Raw genomic sequence first — 19907 nt, forward strand, 5'->3', positions numbered from 1 at the left:
GCGCCTTTAGACGCGAGCCCGGGGCCCGTGGGTTATACCCTAAGAGCAAACCACCCTTTTTAAGGGTGGTTCTGATTCATGTCATGTCTAAAACGAAGCGCCCGCTTGCTGGGGAAGCAAACGGGCGCCTGTGAGCGAATATGTTTGCGGCGAGAGCCGTGATGAGCGGTGGGGTGGTGACTAGTTGGTCGTACCGGAATCGTCACCCGTGCCCGAGCCAGAGCCCGAGCCCGAACCAGAAAGCGCGACCGTCAGCGTGATCGTGCTGTCGGTGGACTGCTTGCCGGTGGGGGAGACGCCCGTAACGGTGGCATCCTCGTTACCGCTCACGGGGTTGCCGTTCTGGTCGCAGAACGCGATGTTGTAGAAGCCGGCATTGTTGAGCGCGGTGACGGCGGCAGAGATGCTCTTACCGTACAGATTGCCCGGAACGCTCGCCTTGCCGGACTTCTTGGCAATGACGACGGTAATCGTGGCGCCGGGCTTCTGCTTGCCGCTGGGGTTCCAGCTAATCACCGTGCCCTCGGTAACCGAGTCGTTCTCCTGATAACTCACGTTAACGCCAAAGCCGGCCATGTCGAGCGCATTGCGCGCCTGGGACTCGGTCATGTCAGTCAGATCGGGAACAGAGGTGGTATCCGGGCCGCTCGAGACCTTGTACGAGATGGTCGTGCCCTTCTCGACTTCTTTGCCGGCATCGGTGCCCTGCTCAAAGACCTGGCCTTCCTCGGCTTCGTTGGCTTCCTCGGAAGCGCTGCCCTTAAGGCCAACGCTTGCCAGCGCTGCCTCGGCCTGGTCCTTGGTCAGGCCAACGAGCTGCGGAACCTCAACCTTCTCGGAGGGCTTGGGGCCCTTGGAGACCACCAGGTTCACGCGCGTGCCCTTGGGCTTCTTGGCGTTGCCGTTGGGGGTCTGCTCGGCAACCTTGCCCTCGTCGACGTCGTCGTTGTAGCTCTGGTCGACGGTGCCGACCTCCAGGCCGGCTTCCTTGATCAGCTCGACGGCAGTCTGCTGGTCCTTGCCCAGCACATCGGGCACGGTGACCTGCTCGCCGCCAAAGAGTCCTGTGGCAAAGGCCACCACGATGCCGATGACGGCAACGGCTGCCACCACGGCGGCGATGATCTTGTTCTTGTTGGATTTGGGCTTTTCGACCTCGTAGGAGCCGGTGGAGCCCGAAACCGAGCTACGGGCGGTATTCTGGCCGCTCACGCCCGAGACGGGACGCACCATGGCGCGCGTCTGATCGGAAAGCTCGCGAGTCTTGGTGGCACCCAGGTCGCCGGCGGCACCGATGATGCGCGTGGGCTCCGAGACGTTGACGGCACGGCCGGACAGGTAGCTGTTGAGCACCTGGCGCAGCTCGTCGGCCGTCTGGAAGCGGTTTGCCGGGTCCTTCTCCATGCACTTGAGGATGATGCGCTCCAGGTCGGCATCGACGCCGGAGTTGATCTGGCTCGGCGGGATGGGGAGCTCGTTGACCTGCTTGAGCGCGACCGAGATGGCGTCGTCGCCGTCAAAGGGTACGCGGCCGGTGGCGCACTCGTACATGACGACACCCAGCGAGTAGATATCCGAGGTGGGGCCGAGGTCCTGGCCGCGGGTCTGCTCGGGGCTTACATAGTGGGCGGTGCCCAGCACGTTGTTATCCTGCGTGAGATGACTGTTCTTGGCGCGTGCGATGCCAAAATCCATGACCTTGATGTTGCCGTCGGGCAGCACCATGATGTTTTGCGGCTTAATGTCGCGGTGGATGATCTCGTGCTTGTGGGCGACCGAAAGCGCAGAGCTGATCTGCGAGCCGATCTGGGCGACCTTCTTGGGGTCGAGGGCGCCGTGGCTCTTGATGCCGCTCTTAAGGTCGGTACCGCGCAGGTACTCCATGACGATGTAATAGGTGTCGCCGTCCTTGCCCCAGTCGTAGACGCCCACGATATAGGGGGAGGACAGGCCGGCCGCTGCCTGGGCCTCCTGCTTAAAGCGGGCGGCGAAGGTGGCGTCGCCGGCATACTGCGGCAGCATGATCTTGACGGCAACCGTGCGGTCGAGGACCTGATCCTGTGCACGGAAGACGGTCGCCATACCGCCCGTTCCCACCTTATCCTTAAGGAGGTATCTTCCCCCGAGGACCCTCTGTTCCATTCCTGCTCCTAACATAACTATTCGCTCAACGATGTGTGTAGTACCAAATGTGTGGCCGCTGGAGCCGTGTGGCGCGTTGCCGCTAGCTCATCGGCCGCGGCGTGCCCCAAGTATCCGCTTTGATCACGGGCATCACGCTCCCTGTGCGGCGAGCGCCGCGGTCAGGACGATGCCGGCAATCTTGGCCGCCTCGACGTCGTGCTTGTCGTAATCCTCCAGGGCCACCGAGATGGCAACCGTGGGTGAATCGTAAGGTGCAAAGCCAACAAACATAGAGTTGACGTTGGTGCCGCCGGTCTCGGCCGAACCGGTCTTGCCGGCAACCTTGACGCCCGGAATCTGGGCATCGGTGCCGGTACCGGACTGGACGACGGCGAGCATGGCCTGCTTGACCTGATCGGCGGTGGTAGAGCTGACAGCCTGGCCCAGCGAGCGGGACTGCGTGGTCTTAACCACGGTCCCGTCCGGGGCGAGTATCTGTGACACAAAGAACGGGTCCATGACCACGCCGCTGTTGGCGATAGCGGCAGCGATCACGCAATTCTGCATGACGGTGGTCTGCGGGCCAGGTGTGTGGTCCATGCCGACGGGCTGGCCGGCGCCTGCCCAAGCGGTCTCCCACTCGGTCATAAGCGAAGGGTCGGCCATGATGGAAGCCGCGGTGGTCAGATCCTGACCGAGCTTTTGACCGTAGCCAAAGGCGTTGGCAAACTGGACGAGCGAGTTGGCGCCGACCTCGTTGGCCACCTGGCCAAAGACGACGTTAGACGACACGGCGAAGGCCTGCTGCAGGCTGATGGTTCCGTAGCTTTCGTTGGCGGAGTTGGTGACCGGCGCGTTGCCGATGTCCATGGAGCCGGGCGCCTGGTACGTGCTGGTAAGGCTGGCGGTGCCGGTCTCGAGCGCCGCGGAGAGCGTGACGACCTTAAAGGTCGAGCCCGGGGTGTACAGCGCGTCCATGGCGCGGTCGTACATGGAGCCGTCCTCGCCACCGCCCGACTGCATCAGGGCATCGATGTTGGTGTTGTCATAGGTGGGCGAGCTCGCGCACGCAAGGACCGCACCGGTACGCGGATCCATGACCACCACAGCGCCCTTAAAGCCCTTGAGCGCCTGCTCGGCAGCCGTCTGGATGCGCGAGTCGATGGTGAGCTTGGCGGTGTTGCCCGGCTGGGTCTGGCCCGCGAGCGACGCGATGGCGTTGTTCCAGCTGGAGTAGTCCTTAGAACCGGTGAGCGTGTCGTTCATGACGCTCTCGATGGCGGTGGTGCCATACTGCTGGCTCACGTAGCCAACCACGTGTGCTGCCAGGTTACCGTTGGGGTAGGAGCGTACGTAGGTGCCGTCCTCCTGCTGCAGCGACTCGGCCAGCGTCACGCCGTCGGACGTGATGATGGAGCCGCGCTGGATGTACTTGGAGCGGGCGATGGTGTGGTTGTTGGTCGGCATGTCCTGATAGTCCTTGGCCTTGATGACCTGGACATAGGTGAGGTTGCCGATAAGGATGGCGAACAGCGCCGTAAAGGCGAGCACCGCGCGGGTTAGACGGTTGGCGAGCGCCACGCGGCCTAGCACACCGGATTCAGGTGTGTCGAGCAGGCGACGGCGCATGCGCGAGCCGACGGAATGGCTGCCACTGCCGTAGGAAGACGAGGTGGCAAAGCGCGAGCCCGTCGGGGCGGCGGCAGATGCGACCTGATCATCGGTGATGGCGGCCATGGTGCCGGTGCCGGTAAGCTCGGCCTCGCGTCCGGTCGCCTCGTCACCGGCGCGCAGCAGGAGCGCGACGATGATAAAGCTCGCCAGCAGCGAGGAGCCGCCCTGGCTCATAAAGGGCAGGGTGACGCCGGTCAGCGGGATCAGGCGGGTTACGCCGCCAACGATCAAGAAGGCCTGGAAGCTGATGGCGGCCGTAAGGCCCGTGGCGCTAAAGGCGGCGAGGTCGGATTTAGCGCGGGCAGCCGTGGTGAGGCCACGCACGGCAAAGAGCATAAACAGGATGAGCACGGCGCCGCCGCCCAAAAGGCCCATCTCCTCGCCGATAGCCGAGAAGATAAAGTCGGACTCGACGACAGGGATGTTGTTGGCCATGCCGTTGCCGATGCCAACACCGACCAGACCGCCATCGGCAAGCGAGAAGAGCGACTGGACGATCTGGTAGCCCTGGCCCTGGGCGTCCTTAAACGGATCGACCCAAACCTGGAAACGCACCTGAACGTGCGACAGGAACTTGTTGGCGCCCACGGCTCCAACGGCTAAGAGCGCAAGGCCGATAACGACATACGAAAAGCGCCCCGTGGCAACGTAGAGCATCAGCAAGAAGATGGTGTAGAACAGCACGGCCGAACCCAGGTCGCGTTCGAAGACGACGACGAGCAGGCACACACCCCACACGGCAAACAGCGGCAGCAGCAGTCGCAGGCGAGGGATCTTAAAGCCCAGGATCTTGCGGTTGGAGATGGAGAGCAACTCGCGGTTCTCGGCCAAGTAGCCGGCCAGGAACAGGACGATAAAGACCTTGGCGAACTCGCCAGGCTGGATGGTAAAGCCCGCGATGCGAATCCACAGCTTGGAGCCCGAGATCGTGGTGCCGATAAAGATAGGCAGCATCAGCAGAATGATGCCGATGATGCCAAAGGTGTACTTGTAGCGCATGACCACGTCGAGGTTTTTGACTAGTGCAAGCGTTCCCACCATGAGCGCCACCGAGACAAACAGGATGATGAGCTGTGAGATGGCGAGAGCGGGGGCGAGACGCGTCACGAACGTGATGCCGATGCCCGAAAGTATAAATACGATGGGCAGGATGGCGGGGTCGGCACCGGGCGCCAAGATGCGCACGGCAATGTGGGCCGCGGCAAAGGCGGCAAAGAGGCCGATCGGTACGGCGAGCGTCTCAAAGGAGATGGCAGCGCCCGCGGTGAGGACGTACATCGCATACAGCAGGATGACGGGGAACGCCGAGGCGATGAGCAAGAGCAGCTCGGTGTTGCGGCGACTCATAAGCGGCACTCCCTTTCTAATTCTTATCGGAGGCTTCGGCCTCGGCGGACTGTTCGGCGGTTTTCTCGGAATCTGATTCGGAGGCCGATCCCTGATTGGTGTTGTCGCGAATCGTTTGCGCGTCGATCACCTGGCGGGTCTGCTCCTCGTCGATCTGGTGGCGGTACTTGGATATCGTGTCCTGCGCATCGTCGACACTTGTTTGCGGAATGCCCGCCTTGAGGCGGTTTTGCGTGTCTTCGGGCAGGTCGGACAGCTTGATGCTGGTTTCGCTTTCGAGCCAGTGGAGCTTGAGTCCGAGTGGCTTGCCGGGCAGGCCGCGCCAGACGGCGACATTGCCCTGGTAGGTACCCAGGTAGTACGAGCCGGTGACACCCGTGTAGGCCCAGATGCCAGCTGCAAGCACAAAGACGAGGGCCAGGATGGCGGCGATAGTAACGTTGCGGCGACGCACGCGTTGCGCCTCGCGCATGACGCCATCGTCAACCAGGTCAACGACTACTACGGTCACGTTGTCGTGGCCGCCGGCGGCAAGCGCCGCGTCCACTAGGTTGTCGACGCAGATTTGCGCGGTTGAGGACTGCGTGGCGATGTTCTCGATATCGCTATCGGGAATCATGCTCGAAAGGCCGTCGGAGCACAGGATCAGACGGTCGCCTTCCTCGATATGCAGAGTGAAGTGGTCGGCATACATAGCGGGGTCCGAGCCCAGCGCGCGGGTGATGACCGAACGGTTGGGGTGGACGCGAGCCTCATCTGCCGTGATCTCGCCGGCGTCCACGAGCTCCTCCACGTAGGAGTGGTCGCGGGTCACGCGGATGAGCGTGCCCTCGTGGAGCAGGTAGGCGCGAGAGTCACCCACGTGGGCGATGGCGAGCGTGTCGTTTTCGATATAGGCGCAAGTGGCTGTGCAGCCCATGCCGGGCTTGCCCAGGCCATTCAAGGCAGCCTCGATTACGGCGGCGTTGGCGGCCTCGACGGCTGCCGCCAGGCGTGCGGCGTCGGCAGACTGAGGAGCTGTCTTGGCGATGGTCTCGACAGCGATAGAAGAGGCCACCTCGCCGGCAGCGTGACCACCCATGCCGTCGCATACGCAAAAGAGCGGCGACTGCACCAGGTAGGAATCCTCATTGTGCGGGCGCACGCAGCCAACGTCGGAGCGGGCGCCCCACATGAGTTGCGTGGTGGTGCCGGCATCATAGGTCGAGTCGGTCTCGATGCGCTCCTCGGTTAGGGGTTCAAAGCTCATGGTCGAGCCGGGGTCTTTGAGCTTGGCCTCAACGGCGGCAACGTCGATTTCGGCTGTGTCACCGGGAGAGACGGTGTCGGTCTCGGCGTTTGATTCGGAATCGCCGGTGTCCGGGGAGTCGGGCTCCTCGGAAACGCGGGCGGTCGACTCGTCATCTTGCGGGCTGACGTCTATAGGCTCGGGCGTCGCAAAGTGCGACGGCGCGGGCGTGTTTTGCGACTGGGCGGCGGGCTCGGCCACGGCATCGGACTCGCTTGCGGGCGCAGGCTGCGGGGTCTTGGGTGCAGGGCCGTCCTCGGGGGATGTCCCCGCCTCGGGCGCCGGCGTAGACGCGGGCGCAACCTCGGATGCCGGGGCTATGGGAAACGCCGGCGCGGCGGGCTCGGGTGCCGCAAACACCGCAGCGCTCTCGTTGATTGCCGCGGCGACGGGCTCTGCAAAGTGAGCCGGCGCCGGGGTTGCTTCGGGCGCTGTGGGCTGTTCCGCAGCATGTGCGCCGATGGGCGCCGCTACGGTATCCTCTTCGTCCTCGTTATCGGCGAGATCCGAAATATCATGCGTTACATGCGAAAGAGGCAGGGAGAACACGGTGTCCTCGGGCTCCACGGGTGCGGAGCCCGCCGGAGCGGCGTGGGCCGGTGCAGCTGTGGCGGCGGCCGGTGCCTCGGTCATAGTTGCGGACTTGTTCTCCTCGTCGATCATCGACGGTTCACCTTCATGACCACGTCGCCAATCTGGACTTCGTCGCCCTCACGCAGCGTCGCGGGCTCCACGAGCTGGCGGCCGTTGACGAGCGTGCCGTTAAGCGAGTTGAGGTCCTCGATGATGAGCGCCGGGCCCTGCAGCGAAAAGCGCGCATGCGAGGCCGAGACGAACGGTTCGTTGATGCAGATGTCCGAAGATGGCGAGCGACCGACGATGACGGGGCCGAGCATGTCTACGTGGATGCCGCGGATACCGCGCGGACCCTTGTCCACATCAATCGTCCAGATAGCCGAGTCGCGGCGCTGCCCGCGCACAAGTCCCACGCCGGTCTTCATGACGGCGAACAGGAAGATATAGAGCAGGGCGACCAGGACGATGCGGCCTGCAAAAAGGACGATATCGATGTTCATAAGCGACTATCCCCTAAATTCAAAGGTGCTCAGGCCAAACGTCAGCAGATCGCCGTTGCGCAGCGGGCAGCGCGTAATGCGGCGGTTGTTGACGAGCGTGCCGTTGGTGGAATTGAGGTCCTCGATCGACCAATCCGAGCCCGTAAAGGTGAGCTGGGCGTGGCGGCGCGACACGTTGGGGTCGCGCAGGGCAATGTCGGAAACCGAGCGCTCGCGACCGATGGTCACCTGTGCGGAGGTGATGCTATGGCTCTCGCCGCTCACGACGTCAACGAGCTGGGCGAGCGGGCGCTGCGGGGCGCGAGTGCTCGCCATGTTGGAGGCGATGCCGGCTGCGGCGCCTAGGCCCACGGCGGCACCGGTCGCGGCGGCTCCGCCCATGCCGGCAAGCGCGTCGCGCGAGACGGTCTGCGGCACCGGGATGGGTGCGGCGGCGGGGTCGGGGACGCTAGGCGCGAAGGGGTCTGCCGCGGCAAGCGGGTCGGGAGCGGCGGCGCGAGGCGTCGGCTGCTGCTGGGACATGGCGGCGGGGCGCTGCTGCTGCGGGGCAGCAAACTGCTGCTGGCCGGCGCGCGGGGCGCTGGCGGCACGGCTTGCCGCGGAGTTGTTCTGGCCCAGGCCGTTTTGATAGGCGCGCTCTTCTTCGTACAGGCGGCCGAGCGTGGGGGCATCGACGTTCTCGGCAAAGACCGAGAACTTGCCGGCGCGCAGCTGCGGATCGATCATAAAGCGCACGAGGGGCTCGCCGACAAAGACATAGCGGCGCTTTTCGGCCTGCGCCTTCACAAACTCGCGGACCTCGCGCGAAAGCTCGGGGTAGAACGGGGCGAGCATGGGATCGTCGTCGGCGGCGATAAGGATGGTATAGAGTGCCGGCGCCGTGTTGACGCCGTTGATCACCAGAGTCTGATCCTCCATGTCGCGAGCGGCCTGCTTGGCAAGCTTCTTAAAGGAGAACGGGGCACGGGTGGCACCGAAGATGCCGGCCACGTGGTCCTCGAAGATGTTCAGGAAGTTCACGAAAGATCACTCTCCGTATAGGTTCTTTGGTATCCGAGCAAATATAGGCATATCCCAACGATTATAGAGGATAGGGTTCCCGCAATCGCCGCCTTGGCGACGACCGCGGCTGCAAGGCCGGCAATTTCCATATGGTGTGCAAGACAGGACGCCGCTGCGCAGCCGATGCCGGTGACAGCGATGGCGGCGATTGCGGCAAGGTTTGAGCCCTGATCGGCACGCTTGGCATGGGCATTGAGCAGCGCAGATGACGCTGCGGCAGTTGCCGCGACCAGCACAAAGGCAGCCCAAAGGAGTGGGTCTCCCAGCGCTGCGGCAACGTTACCGAGCTCCAGTACGCCTCCGGCTGAAAGCGCGACCGTGGCCAGACGGGCAAAAAGCGCGCCCATGCCCGTTGCCGCTGCGGCGCTTGCCGGGCCGAGCCAAAATGACGCGACGCCGGCGGCGACCCCAGCTGCCAGGAAGGTATTGCCGGTCAGACAGCCAAGCGCGAGTGCACAGGTGAGCGCGGCGCTCGCGGCAGCCTCGGTGCGACCCCAGGCGATCCACCAACCGGACATGGCGGCGGCAAAGATCACCGCGACGGGCAACATCGACAGGATGCCCTGTGCCTGCATGGTGGCGTTGGCCATGAGCACCAAAAAGCCCACAGCCGAGATGGCCGAGCCAATTTGGGGGGCCAGGCCAGCCGCCGCTCCGATCGCGATGGCCGCAATGACCAGGCCGGGAAGCGCCGCGACCCCGGCCGTTTGCATCAGCAAAAAGCTAAAGGTGCCGCACGTTAGCGCCGAGATAGTGCGCATGGTGTAGTCGCGCGCATGGCTCCAGCGCGTGCCCGCCCAGCCGAGTGCGGGGTCGACCTCGATGGCGTCGTCCTCGTAGTGCGACGGCTCGATATCGTCGAGTTCCTGCTCGTCATCCGAAAGCTCGCCAACCATTTGCTCCAGGCTGCGACGGCCCTCGCGCACGCTGCCCAGACCGGCAAGGAGCTGGTCGCAAAATGCCTCGATGCTGTTGAGGCGGTCCTGCGGCATGGGGGAGAGCGCGCTCATGAGCGCGGCCTCGGCTCCCGGGGGAAAGTGTGGTATCAGCTCGCTGGGATAGGTGGCGCCGCCGATGATGCGGTCGAGCGAGTCGGCGGGCGTGGCCGCCATAAAGGGAGCGCTGCCGCACAGGCCCTCGTAGATCACACAGGCGAGGGCAAAGACATCGGCGCGCTCGTCGACCGTGCCGGTCTCGATATCGAGCTGCTCGGGCGGCATGTAGCCGATGGTGCCGCCGCGTGAGCCGCCAAAGCCACCGGCGGACGACAGTCGCGCCATGCCAAAGTCGGTGAGCTTTACATTGCCCGAGTGGTCGATGAGCACGTTGGCGGGCTTAATGTCCAGGTGGAGTACGCCATTACTATGAGCGAAGGTGAGCGCCTGGCCCAGCGCATCGGCAATGGCCGCGGCCTCGTCAAAGGTAAGTGAGTGGCCGTCCACGCGGTGCAAAAACTCGGCCAGCGACATGCCATCGACATATTCCATAACCAGGTAGGCATAGGCTGTGTCGTGCGTAAAGTCGATGACCTGCACGATGTTGGGATGTTGAAGCATGGCGGCAGTGTGCGCCTCGCGCAGGACATCCATGATGTCGCTGGCGGGCATGCCGGCGCCGTTGATAAGGGGGATGCGCTTAATGGCGACGCGGCGGCGCAGGTGCGTGTCGCGGCAGATCTCGATGGAGCCAAAACCGCCAGTCGCAAGTGTCTCGAGCGGCTGGTACCGCTTGAGCAGCTCGCGAGAGCTGGTGCCCTCCAAGGGAACGTCCGGCGAGAACCGGGCGGTATGTTGCGAGAAAAGCGGCATGGCCAACCCTCGTGCGTTTAAAGTTCGTTTGCGAGCGGCAGGCGCGGGGCCAAGTCGTTCGCGGTGGCATAGATGCTGCTAGTGTAGCACGCTCGGGTGCATGGGGAGGATAGCGGGATGCGAGGCTGCCTGTCTGGCTTGGCCTTAGCGCTTCTTCTTGTTCTTCTTCTGCTTGCGCTGCTTGCCCTTGGTCTCCTGGGGCTTGTCGCCCTGTTTGGCTTCGGCGGCGGCCTTTTCTGCCTTCATCTTCTTGCGTTTGGTCTCGATGCGGAGTTTTTTGTTGATGCGTGCCTTAAGGAAGGTGCCAAACTGCTCGGCATCGCCGCGAACAAAGGTGTCCTTAGGGATCGTCACGCCCTGGTCGGCGAACATGGCCACAAAGATGCGCTCGCCGTCGAGCACGTGGTCGAGCTTTTCAAACGGGAAGAACTGCGACTTGCCGCTCTTGCCCCAAACCATCAGGCCGTCCTCGTTGGCGGCGACGCGGCGATAGCGGCCACCCATGGACTCGTCGGCCTCGACGGCGTCGATAAAGTCGCGGGCGAGGGTGTGGTGCAGGTTCTTGCTCCACCAGGCCAAAAAGGCGCCGAACACGATCAGCACGACGCCGAACTTGATCCAGCTGCCGCCGGCCACCAGCATGCCGATGCCGATGAGTGCGGCAATTGCCGCGGCGACATACAGCGAGCCGCGACGCCTGGGCGAGGCGACCAGACGGGCGAAGTCGGTGACCAGGTCGTTTTCGTACTGGTACTCGTTGAGGTACAGGATGCCGTCGTCGGCTGCGGCCTGCTCCTCGAGCGCGACCTCGACCTGGTCGGCTGCTTCGGAGGGAACGAGGTTGCTCTCTGCGTCTGCCATGCTCTTTGGACTCCTATCACGGCGGGCTCGCCGTACGGGTTATTATGGATGCAGTATGCCGTGCGACCGCATGGCCGTCGCGGCAACAAGACTCAGTATACCCGGGGGAGCACCCATGGAATCGTTGTACCGAAAGTATCGCCCGCTCACCTTCGACTCTGTGGTGGGCCAGCAGCATATCGTCTCGACGCTCGAGCACGCCATCACCGAGGGACGCCTGTCCCATGCGTACCTGTTCTGCGGTCCGCGCGGCACGGGCAAGACCACCATGGCGCGCATTCTGGCCAAGGCGCTGCTGTGCCGCAATGCCGAGGCGGCGCGCGCCGAGGGTGCAAGCGGCTGCATGCCCGACGGTACTTGCGAGGAGTGCGAGCTCATCGCCGAGGGCAACCACCCCGATGTCTACGAGCTCGATGCCGCCTCCCGCACGGGCGTGGACAATGTGCGCGAGGAAATCATCAACTCCGTCAACTTTGCCCCGGTGCGCGGCAAGTACAAGATCTATATCATCGACGAGGTCCACATGCTCACGACGGCGGCGTTCAACGCGCTGCTCAAGACGCTTGAGGAGCCGCCGGCGCACGTGATCTTTGTGCTGTGCACCACCGACCCGCAAAAGATTCTGGAGACCATCCTCTCGCGCTGCCAGCGCTTCGATTTCCACCGCATCGGCAACGAGGATATCGAGCATCGCCTGGCATACGTGTGCGAGCAGGAGGGCTTCGATTACGACGATGAGGCGCTGGCTATCGTGGCGCGCCATGCCAAGGGCGGCATGCGCGACGCGTTGTCCACGCTGGAGCAGCTGAGCGTCTTTGGCAACGGTTCTGTGCATGCGGACGACGCCCGCTCGCTTTTAGGTGAGGTTTCGGACCAGATTTTGGGCGAGTTTTCCCGCGCCATTGCCGATCGCGATGTTGCCGAGCTCTATGGACTGATTCGTGCGCAGGTCGAGGAAGGAAACGACCTGCTGGAGCTGTCGCGCGACCTGGTGGCGCATGTGCGTGACGTGTACGTTGCCTGCGTTGCCGGTGCCCGTGCCGAGCTGTTTGAGGGCGGCTCCGAGCAGGCCGAGGCGCTTGCTGCCGAGGCCGCTGCCTTTGGCGAGCATCCTGCCGACCGCCTGGCCCGTGTGCTGACAGTGCTCGACGATGCCGCACTGGAGATGAGGGGCGCGAGCGACGTGCGCCTGGTGCTCGAGATTGCCTGCACGCGTCTGGCGTGTCCCGAGGCTGATTTAACGATTGAGGCATTGGCCGAGCGCGTGGCACGCCTGGAGGCCATGATTGCCAACGGCGCCGTGCCGGCGAGCGTGGCTGCTGCTCAGGCCGCCGCGCCTGCAGCATCCGTACCCGCTGCTGCCCAACAGCCGACGCTCATTTCGGGCGCTCGTGCTGCCGCTCCGGCGGCATCCGCTGCCCCCGCTGCTACGTCCGCGCGCCAGGGCGGTATGCCTTGGGACCGCGGCGCTGCTGTTCCGGCTGCCCAGCCTGCGACCAAGTCCGCGGCTCCGGCTCCCGCGCCCAGACCTGTAACGCCTGCACCTCAGCCCGTTGCGGCTCCGGCTTCCGCGCCTGCTGCATCGACCGTGTCGGTGTCCAAGCCCAACAACGCCGCCCAGGTTGCCGCCGCCGGTGCTGCCGAGACCCCCGCGGTTGAGGACGCCGGCGAGCTCCAGCGCAAATGGGCCGAGGTCGTCGAGCGCGTCAAGGCTCGTCAGGCCTCCTACGCAGGGCTTTTGCTCAACGCCCGCGCCACGGCCGACGACGGCTCCAAGCTCACGGTCTCGTTCCCCGCGGGTTCGACTTTTGCCATCAAGATGCTCGGTCGCGCCGATACGCAGTCGGTGGTCCTGCCGACGGTCTGCGCGGTCTTCGGTCGTCGTACCGTCGACTATGTCCTGGATGGGGGTGGCACGCCGGCTCCTCAACATGAGGAGCATTCTCCATCTGCACGGGCTGCGGTATCTGCGGACCCGCAACCCGTGTCCTCGGTGCCCCCTGCATCCTCGAGCGCCAGCGCGACGCAGCCAAAAGCGGCGCCGGTAGCGGCACCGACCCCGTCGGCGCCTGAACCCGCTGCGCCCAAACCGGCTGCTCCGATCCCCGCGCCCAAGTCCGCTGCCGCGCCTGCGCCCAAGTCATCCGACCTGGCCAAGGCCCCTTGGCTGCGCTCCGACAACCCTGCCGGTGCTCCTGCCACGGGCAAGCTCCCGACCGAGCCCGCGCCCCGAGCGCCCGAGCGCGCGTCCGTCCCCATGGCTCAGCCGCCTGCGCAGGCTGCGCCATGGGAATCCGAGCAGGTGCCCTACGACGATGCTATGGTCGGTGGTTTTGCTGCCGCTGCCGGCGGGGACAATCTGCCCCCGTTCGACGTGCCGGGTGCGGCGTCCGCGACCAAGGCCGCTGCTGTGGCACCCGCAGCCTCTGCAAACGACGACGTCCCCGCCGCTCCCTGGGAATCCAATCCCGGTGCTGGCAGCCCCTTCGGCCATCAGGGCGCAGCCCCGAGCATCCCGCAGACCGAGGACGAGGCCAAGGCCCTCATCCGCAGCGTCTTCGGTCAGTCCACCATCTTCAAGCCGGTGGAGTAACCGTGCGGGCGGGTATGCTGCTCAAGAAGAGATCTCTTTGCCCGGGCGCATCTGTATTTCGGACATGTGCAACGTGGTGCCGCGTATGTCGCATTTGAGCAGACAGGTGCGTGACGGTCGGCCTAGGATGCTGAGGTCGATACGATACGTCGCATGGCTGTCCGTGTACTCGACTTGCTCGGCGTTAATGGTTGCTCCGATTGCCAAATAAACGCCTAGCTCGGCATCGACAATCTTGAAGTCCTTTATCTTGACCTTGAACTCTTGATAGAGGGACGGGCTGTTGTAGTAGACGGTTCGGGTTCCGTCGGTGCACTCATCGGTCGTCTCCCATTTGACGACGGGCTGGTCCGAGCTGGCTATCAGCAGTTCTGCTCCAAAAGCTATGGCATGGGTGATGACAACCAGCAATGCCCAGCCGACAAAGAGATAGAGAACCACATATGCAACGGGGTGTTTTGAGCGGATGTTTTGGAGCGCGTTGGGGGCATTCATGGGGCACCTCCAAATTACTATCTATGGCAATCAAATTATACCTCGCCGTCATGAGCGCCGCCTCGAGTAGTGGCTCGGCATTTAGCCATTTAGTGGTACGCATTAAATGTCGGATTCCGGCTCTACAAGATTTAGCTTTAAATATTATGCAGATGCGAATTATTCAACTTTGCATAATCTATGGGTGCGGTTTGCACTCCAGGACATGTATATCGACTGAGGTAGCGTGTCCGCCCCGCTCGCTGGCCCCGCGCCGTGGTACGATTTTTGAGTTTGAAAGTCCCGCCGTGCTCCGGCTGCCCTTGCAGCTCGGCGTGCGGCCGCACGTAAAGGAGCCATCATGGCCGGTATGAACATGCAGCAGATGATGAAGCAGGCCCGCAAGATGCAGGAGCAGCTTGCCGCCGCGCAGGAGAACCTCAAGTCCCAGACCGTCGACGCCTCTGCCGGCGGCGGCATGGTCAAGGTGACCGTTAACGGCGAGATGGAGCTCGTCAACCTCACCATCGATCCCGATGCGCTCGATCCCGAGGACGTCGATATGCTGCAGGACATGATCATGGCTGCCGTCAACGAGGCCGTCCGCGGCGTCAACGAGCTCGCCAACAAGCAGATGGGCGCCATCACCGGCGGCCTTAACATTCCGGGCATGCCGTTCTAAGACACGCATATATATGAGTGCGAATCACAGTCTGCAAAAACTGCTCGATGAGCTGGGCCGTCTGCCGGGCATTGGTCCCAAGTCGGCCCAGCGCATCGCCTATTACCTGCTCGAGGCCGATGCCGAGGAAGCACGCCGCCTGGCCGAGGCCATCCTAGAGGTCAAGCAGGAGGTCCACTTTTGCAGCCGCTGCTTTAACTACGCCACGGCCGACGAGTGCTCCATCTGCCAGGATTCGATGCGCGACACCACTCGCATTTGCGTGGTGGGCGAGCCGCGCGACGTCCAGGCAATCGAGCGCACGGGCAGCTACCATGGCCTGTACCATGTGCTGGGCGGCGTGATCAGCCCCATGGACAAGATTGGCCCCGAGCAGTTGCACATCCGCGAGCTGCTGGCGCGTCTGGGCCACGAGGACATCCACGAGGTCATCATCGCCACCAACCCCAATATTGAGGGCGAGACCACGGCGAGCTACCTTGCCCGCACTATCAAGCCGTTGGGCGTCGAGGTGTCGCGTCTGGCAAGCGGCCTTCCCGTGGGCGGCGACCTGGAGTATGCCGACGAGCTTACGCTTGGCCGCGCCATCGAGGCCCGTCGCACGATTTAGGTGGCGAGCCTGCTCCTGCCGTATGTCTTCATCGCGACGCACGGGGAAGCCATAATTTCCCCGTGCGACTGTAAGTTTGTTGTGCAACAAAGATGCTTTGTATCCGCTTATCGCATGGATGCTTCCACTCGCATCCTTAATTTGCCCATTCGTTGCGCAGCCTTTTGGGTTCGCTGATACACTCAAATATGGATTCGAATGAATGCGCCGCTCCCGAGCGGCGTGTTTTTGTTGGAGGAGAACGCATGCGGCCCGGTGGCACTCAGACAAAGCGCGGCGCCGCGGTGCGCATGCGACGCCGACTGGGCTTGGCGCCGCGGGCGTACGCACTGCTGTCGTGCTCGCTGGTGCTGGTCATAGCTGGCGTTTCTGCCTATGGCATGACCGTGCCGTCCATGATGCAGGCGCATGCCGCACGCGAACCGCGCGTGGGGCATGAGGTCAAAAGTGATCTGGGCACCACGACTGGATATGCTTGGGCAAGTGTGGTCGCGCATATTGTGTTTGGCACCGACGACGCGGACGGCGCCGAGGCCCCGGACAACGAAGTCACGCTTGCCAATGGCAAAACCATCGTGCTCACCAACACCAAGATCATCGATCGGTTGTCCAACAATAGCGTGGCGGCAACGGTGAGTAAGGTCGAGCAGCAGAAGGAGCAGGACGCCCAGCAGTCCGGAAAGCCCGGTAGCTCGGATACTTCTGGCTCTGGCTCGGATTCGTCGAGTTCGGGCGGCGGCTCTGGGTCGGGTTCCTCTACCGGAGGGTCCGGAAACGGCGGCTCGACGGGCGGCAACGCTGACAACGATGCAAACTCCGGTGGCCTTTCCGCTGCTGAGGAAGAGAGCATTCACAGTTGGCTTGTGACCAAGTACAACATGCTCGACGGCTATGTTTCTCGTGCCAATGACGTGGTCTCGACCTATAACTCTACGGGAGATCCCAGGCCGTGCGACAGCCTGGTCGGGGAGATGTTTGTCATTCGAGCCGAGTTCGGTCGTCAGACATTCTCGCCCCGGTCAAAGTGGTATCAGCAGTATGCCAATCTGTGGGGCTGTTATACCAACCTATGTCAATGGGTCGGCCATTACGGCGATGATGACGTCGCACTCGGTAACTTCAACAATAACGTGGCGGCGCTTGCCCTATGATGACCGATCTTGCATCCACCACACCACAATCGCTCGGTCGCGATCCCATGGTCGGCCTGCGCCTGGCGCGTGTCGACGGGTTTGAACCGGCAATTGCGCTCGGTCAGGACGAACTGCCTGCCTATCTGCGTCGTTTTACGATGCTGTTTGCCGACGATGCCACCATGCGCCGCGGCGGTATCGGCCGCGTGACGCGTGCCGTCAACGCCCAAGGCGAGGCCGTGGCACTCAAGCAGCTCATCTTGCCGACGCGTGATGAGTTTGACGACGATGCAACTCACGAGGCGCTGGTCGCCAAGTTCAAGGCGGCGTTTCGCGAGGAATATGAATGCCATCGCGCCCTTTCGGGCCTTAAGGGCTTTCCCCGCCTCTATGGCTGGGGCGAGGTCGACGGTGTACCTGCAATTGTCATGGAATGGGTCGAGGGCGAGACGCTCGCCCGCTTGCGTTTGCGACTCGCCGTGGACGATGCCGGACGCCTGTCGCCGCTTGTGGCGGCGCGTCTGGGTCGCGACCTGTTCGATCTGCTCTGCCGTATGAGCCTGGTGGGTGAGGGCTTTGTCCATCGCGATATCTCGCCCGCTAATATTATGGTGCGTACGGCGCGTCTAGCGCTTGACCGGCAGCTTGCCGAGGGCACCTTTGACCTGTGCCTGATCGACTTTGGCTCGTCGCTGGCGCTCGAGCCTGCGTCGGCCGTGGCCGGTACCGGCGGCAAGGCGTCGTTTACGGAGCGCTATGCCACGCTGCGTCGCGCGACGGTTGCCTATGCCCCGCCCGAGATGCTCACCGACGATATTCCCGACCTGCGCGCTTTGCGTATGTCGCCGGCGATCGACGTCTATGCCGCGGCAAGCACGGTTTACGAGCTCATTGCCGGCGTCGCGCCATACGAAGCCGCGCCGAGCACTTCGGGCACCTCGGGTTCGCGCAAAAAGACGCGCGACATCGCCAGCCCCTACCGTCTCAAGATGGACACGCGGCCCGACTATCCCATTGGTGCCCATGCGCCCGGTTGTGATTTGACTCAGCTGCTTCGTCGTGAGCCCGATGTGGCGCTCGCCGCGGCCGAGCAGGCCCAGCAGCTAGGGCTTGAGCCGGATTCCGAAGAGCTACGCGATGCGCTGGCGTTTGTCGATGCCCAGCTGTTCGACGTGGTGATGGCCTGTCTGTCCAGCCATCAAAAAGATCGTCCCGAGCCGGCGGCGGTCGAGGCGGCGCTCTCGGCGTTTTGTGACCACTATGCGCAAAATGTCGGTCGTTCGCTCCGCGGCGAGCCGCTCACGCCGTGCCCCATGGATGCGTCTGGCCGCGCGGTTCGTCGCGCGCTGATGGTCGGCGCGACGGTCGTCTGCGGCGTTGTTTGGGCTGTGGTCGTGGTTTCGGCCGCGCTGCTGGCGTCGGGCGCTCGCGTGACGGCGACTTTGGGATCGCTCGTGTGGTCTGGGTCGCTACCGGGTATTATTGCCGCACTGGCGTTGGCGCTGCCAGGCATAGCCGGCGTTGCCGCGGGGGCACTTGCGCGCGATCGGCGCTCGGGCTTCCTGCAGGGTGTGCTTGCGCTTTCTGCCTGCGAGGTTCCGGTGCTGGTTGTGGCTGCATGTAGCGTATTTTCCCAACGCGCCGTGATGGGCGGCCTTGTTGCCGCTCTGGTTGCAACCTATACGCTTACGTGGTTTTTGCTTGCGATGGGCTTTGCCTTTGAACTTCCCGTTTCGGCACCGCGACGCACAAAAGCCCAGATGGCGACTCCGCTTGCCGGTGGAGCCGCAGCTGCCCGTACTTTTGGCGGACCTGTCGAAGTATCGTCCGATTCTATTTCTACGACCAAGGAGGCCTAGGTCATGGCATCTCAAGTTGAGCTCACCCCATGCGGGGCCATGTTTGACATCTTTAAGCGCGCGGCGCATCTGAGCCATATCGAGCTGTGCGGCTTGGTGCTTTCGTCCCGTCCGCTCGCCGACGGCCGCAGCCCGCAGAGCCGAGCCGCCGATCGCTCTTGGGTTTCCCGCTTTATCGTTCGCGCGCCGGTCGGCACGCTTCAGCAGCGCTACTTTGCCGAATACGGTACCTCGGCTGCGCGTATTATGTCGCAACTGGCCCTGCGCCAGCGCAATCCCATGGACTCCACGGCTGTGATCAATATGGTGTGCGGTCCTGCAGGTGAACCGATGGTACGCGCGCTCGAAGAGTGCCATCAGGACACGAATCTCTATCGCAACGCGCTCGATCGCCTGTCCCAGGCGGCGGAACTCATGCCCGCCGAGCGCGCCGAGGCCGTGCTGGTGCTGTTTGTCGCCGTCGGTTGTTCGGCGGATGTGCGGTCCTCGGTGAACTATGCCATTGACTACGCGCACGCGACCTGTGGCGGAGGCACATCCACGCCGCGTTCGCTTGGCATGTCGATGACCGCGGGCGAACGCGAACCCGCCCCGGCGCACCCCTTGGGCTTGCTGCGCGTACAAAACAGTTTTGTCGTGAGCGCCCCGCGCTGGATTCAGCCGAGTGAGCAGGGTGTTGAGATTGGCGCGCTGGCCACTGGCGAGGGCGATATTACCGACGTCGGCGACGATGTCTCGGCCCGCCATGCCCATATCTGGTGCGATGCTCAAAATATCTGGCACGTCGAGGACTTGTCGTCCACCAACGGAACCGTGGTGGTAAACGGGGCCACGCGCGTCTGCATTCAGGTCGAGCCCGGCCGTTCCGCCCAACTCAATCCCGGCGACGAGCTCAAGCTCGGCGAATCCACTACCTACGCCATCCTCTTCGGTGTCCTCTAGCCGGCAGTTAGGGACGTTCCTTTTCTGCCGGCACTTGGGGACACTCCTTGGCGCGCCAGGGCCGGCCGCTTGGGACGAGGGGCCATTTTGGCCCTTGGCAGTCACCCAAGGTAAACCTTTACCGCCCGCCTATATTTGCCGAAATTACACTTGAAGGCGGGGTACAATAAACCCGCATGCGGATTTTCGTTGCGGGCGCTTCCCATCGCCGGGGCGTGCCCGGGAGCATCCGGCATGCGGCCTTTGCGGCGCTCGGTCATGTGCAAGACGGGCGGTCGGGCCTGTAGGGCGCATCAGGTGCCCCTCGCCTCGGCATGTCTTCTCTCCACGCCATGTACCTGCTGCTGAGCCTGCCTGCCAGATGATTGGAAGCA

14 protein-coding genes are annotated in these 19907 nt (G+C 63.5%); 6 read left to right on the forward strand and 8 right to left on the reverse strand.

The window, feature by feature from the left end; genetic code table 11:
* Nucleotides 1–180: 180 nt before the first annotated feature.
* The 7 genes from pknB to ABCN01_RS08455 all read right to left on the reverse strand — a co-directional run bounded on the left by pknB (nt 181) and on the right by ABCN01_RS08455 (nt 11240).
* Nucleotides 181–2142, reverse strand: coding sequence for a Stk1 family PASTA domain-containing Ser/Thr kinase (gene pknB / locus ABCN01_RS08425; protein WP_342996847.1), 1962 nt, complete (start codon nt 2140–2142; stop codon nt 181–183).
* A 132-nt stretch (nt 2143–2274) separates the two neighbouring features.
* Entirely contained in the window at nt 2275–5145 is a 2871-nt protein-coding gene (locus tag ABCN01_RS08430; RefSeq protein WP_342996848.1) for an FtsW/RodA/SpoVE family cell cycle protein, read from the reverse strand.
* A 16-nt stretch (nt 5146–5161) separates the two neighbouring features.
* Complete coding sequence (locus ABCN01_RS08435; protein WP_342996849.1) at nt 5162–7096, reverse strand: Stp1/IreP family PP2C-type Ser/Thr phosphatase; 1935 nt, start codon at nt 7094–7096, stop codon at nt 5162–5164.
* Nucleotides 7093–7509 carry an FHA domain-containing protein gene (locus ABCN01_RS08440; RefSeq protein ID WP_006235180.1) on the reverse strand — a complete coding sequence of 139 codons (417 nt, stop codon included), beginning with the start codon at nt 7507–7509 and terminating at the stop codon, nt 7093–7095. The genes ABCN01_RS08435 and ABCN01_RS08440 overlap by 4 nt, the downstream gene beginning before the upstream one ends.
* A gap of 6 nt (nt 7510–7515) precedes the next feature.
* Complete coding sequence (locus ABCN01_RS08445; protein WP_342996850.1) at nt 7516–8529, reverse strand: FhaA domain-containing protein; 1014 nt, start codon at nt 8527–8529, stop codon at nt 7516–7518.
* The gene (locus ABCN01_RS08450; RefSeq protein WP_343014254.1) at nt 8526–10379 is read right to left on the reverse strand and encodes a serine/threonine-protein kinase; all 1854 of its coding nucleotides are present in this window, start codon (nt 10377–10379) and stop codon (nt 8526–8528) included. The genes ABCN01_RS08445 and ABCN01_RS08450 overlap by 4 nt, the downstream gene beginning before the upstream one ends.
* Before the next feature lie 144 nt (nt 10380–10523).
* Nucleotides 10524–11240 carry a hypothetical protein gene (locus ABCN01_RS08455; RefSeq protein ID WP_342996852.1) on the reverse strand — a complete coding sequence of 239 codons (717 nt, stop codon included), beginning with the start codon at nt 11238–11240 and terminating at the stop codon, nt 10524–10526.
* Nucleotides 11241–11355: 115 nt separating this feature from the next.
* On the opposite strand from ABCN01_RS08455, the gene dnaX reads away from it, so the two are divergent.
* Entirely contained in the window at nt 11356–13833 is a 2478-nt protein-coding gene (gene dnaX, locus ABCN01_RS08460) for a DNA polymerase III subunit gamma/tau (protein ID WP_342996853.1), read from the forward strand.
* A 21-nt stretch (nt 13834–13854) separates the two neighbouring features.
* Here dnaX and ABCN01_RS08465 read toward each other — a convergent pair whose 3' ends face one another.
* Nucleotides 13855–14328, reverse strand: a complete 474-nt coding sequence (locus ABCN01_RS08465) for a hypothetical protein (protein WP_161178034.1) — start codon at nt 14326–14328, stop codon at nt 13855–13857.
* Between the two features lie 340 nt (nt 14329–14668).
* Here ABCN01_RS08465 and ABCN01_RS08470 point away from each other — a divergent pair, with 340 nt between their 5' ends.
* The 5 genes from ABCN01_RS08470 (at nt 14669) to ABCN01_RS08490 (ending at nt 19533) form a co-directional block, all read left to right on the forward strand.
* Nucleotides 14669–14989, forward strand: a complete 321-nt coding sequence (locus ABCN01_RS08470; protein ID WP_006235174.1) for a YbaB/EbfC family nucleoid-associated protein — start codon at nt 14669–14671, stop codon at nt 14987–14989.
* Nucleotides 14990–15002: 13 nt separating this feature from the next.
* Nucleotides 15003–15599 carry a recombination mediator RecR gene (recR, locus tag ABCN01_RS08475; RefSeq protein WP_089573257.1) on the forward strand — a complete coding sequence of 199 codons (597 nt, stop codon included), beginning with the start codon at nt 15003–15005 and terminating at the stop codon, nt 15597–15599.
* Between the two features lie 245 nt (nt 15600–15844).
* Complete coding sequence (locus ABCN01_RS08480; protein ID WP_342996854.1) at nt 15845–16750, forward strand: hypothetical protein; 906 nt, start codon at nt 15845–15847, stop codon at nt 16748–16750.
* Entirely contained in the window at nt 16747–18591 is a 1845-nt protein-coding gene (locus ABCN01_RS08485; protein ID WP_343014255.1) for a serine/threonine protein kinase, read from the forward strand. The genes ABCN01_RS08480 and ABCN01_RS08485 overlap by 4 nt, the downstream gene beginning before the upstream one ends.
* A gap of 3 nt (nt 18592–18594) precedes the next feature.
* Nucleotides 18595–19533 (forward strand): FHA domain-containing protein, encoded by a 939-nt coding sequence (locus ABCN01_RS08490; RefSeq protein ID WP_342996856.1) that lies wholly within the window; start codon nt 18595–18597, stop codon nt 19531–19533.
* The last annotated feature ends 374 nt before the right edge of the window (nt 19534–19907 follow it).

The organism is Collinsella aerofaciens (assembly GCF_039062365.1).
Taxonomy (GTDB): Bacteria; Actinomycetota; Coriobacteriia; order Coriobacteriales; family Coriobacteriaceae; genus Collinsella.

What these genes read in the sequence shown, in the direction of transcription:
- ABCN01_RS08450 (WP_343014254.1), bottom strand. Translation starts at nt 10,379, where the DNA reads ATGCCGCTTTTCTCGCAACATACCGCCCGGTTCTCGCCGGACGTTCCC.
- ABCN01_RS08480 (WP_342996854.1), top strand. Translation starts at nt 15,845, where the DNA reads ATGCGGCCCGGTGGCACTCAGACAAAGCGCGGCGCCGCGGTGCGCATG.
- ABCN01_RS08465 (WP_161178034.1), bottom strand. Translation starts at nt 14,328, where the DNA reads ATGAATGCCCCCAACGCGCTCCAAAACATCCGCTCAAAACACCCCGTT.
- ABCN01_RS08440 (WP_006235180.1), bottom strand. Translation starts at nt 7,509, where the DNA reads ATGAACATCGATATCGTCCTTTTTGCAGGCCGCATCGTCCTGGTCGCC.
- dnaX (WP_342996853.1), top strand. Translation starts at nt 11,356, where the DNA reads ATGGAATCGTTGTACCGAAAGTATCGCCCGCTCACCTTCGACTCTGTG.
- ABCN01_RS08430 (WP_342996848.1), bottom strand. Translation starts at nt 5,145, where the DNA reads ATGAGTCGCCGCAACACCGAGCTGCTCTTGCTCATCGCCTCGGCGTTC.
- ABCN01_RS08470 (WP_006235174.1), top strand. Translation starts at nt 14,669, where the DNA reads ATGGCCGGTATGAACATGCAGCAGATGATGAAGCAGGCCCGCAAGATG.
- ABCN01_RS08490 (WP_342996856.1), top strand. Translation starts at nt 18,595, where the DNA reads ATGGCATCTCAAGTTGAGCTCACCCCATGCGGGGCCATGTTTGACATC.
- pknB (WP_342996847.1), bottom strand. Translation starts at nt 2,142, where the DNA reads ATGGAACAGAGGGTCCTCGGGGGAAGATACCTCCTTAAGGATAAGGTG.
- ABCN01_RS08455 (WP_342996852.1), bottom strand. Translation starts at nt 11,240, where the DNA reads ATGGCAGACGCAGAGAGCAACCTCGTTCCCTCCGAAGCAGCCGACCAG.
- ABCN01_RS08435 (WP_342996849.1), bottom strand. Translation starts at nt 7,096, where the DNA reads ATGATCGACGAGGAGAACAAGTCCGCAACTATGACCGAGGCACCGGCC.
- recR (WP_089573257.1), top strand. Translation starts at nt 15,003, where the DNA reads ATGAGTGCGAATCACAGTCTGCAAAAACTGCTCGATGAGCTGGGCCGT.
- ABCN01_RS08485 (WP_343014255.1), top strand. Translation starts at nt 16,747, where the DNA reads ATGATGACCGATCTTGCATCCACCACACCACAATCGCTCGGTCGCGAT.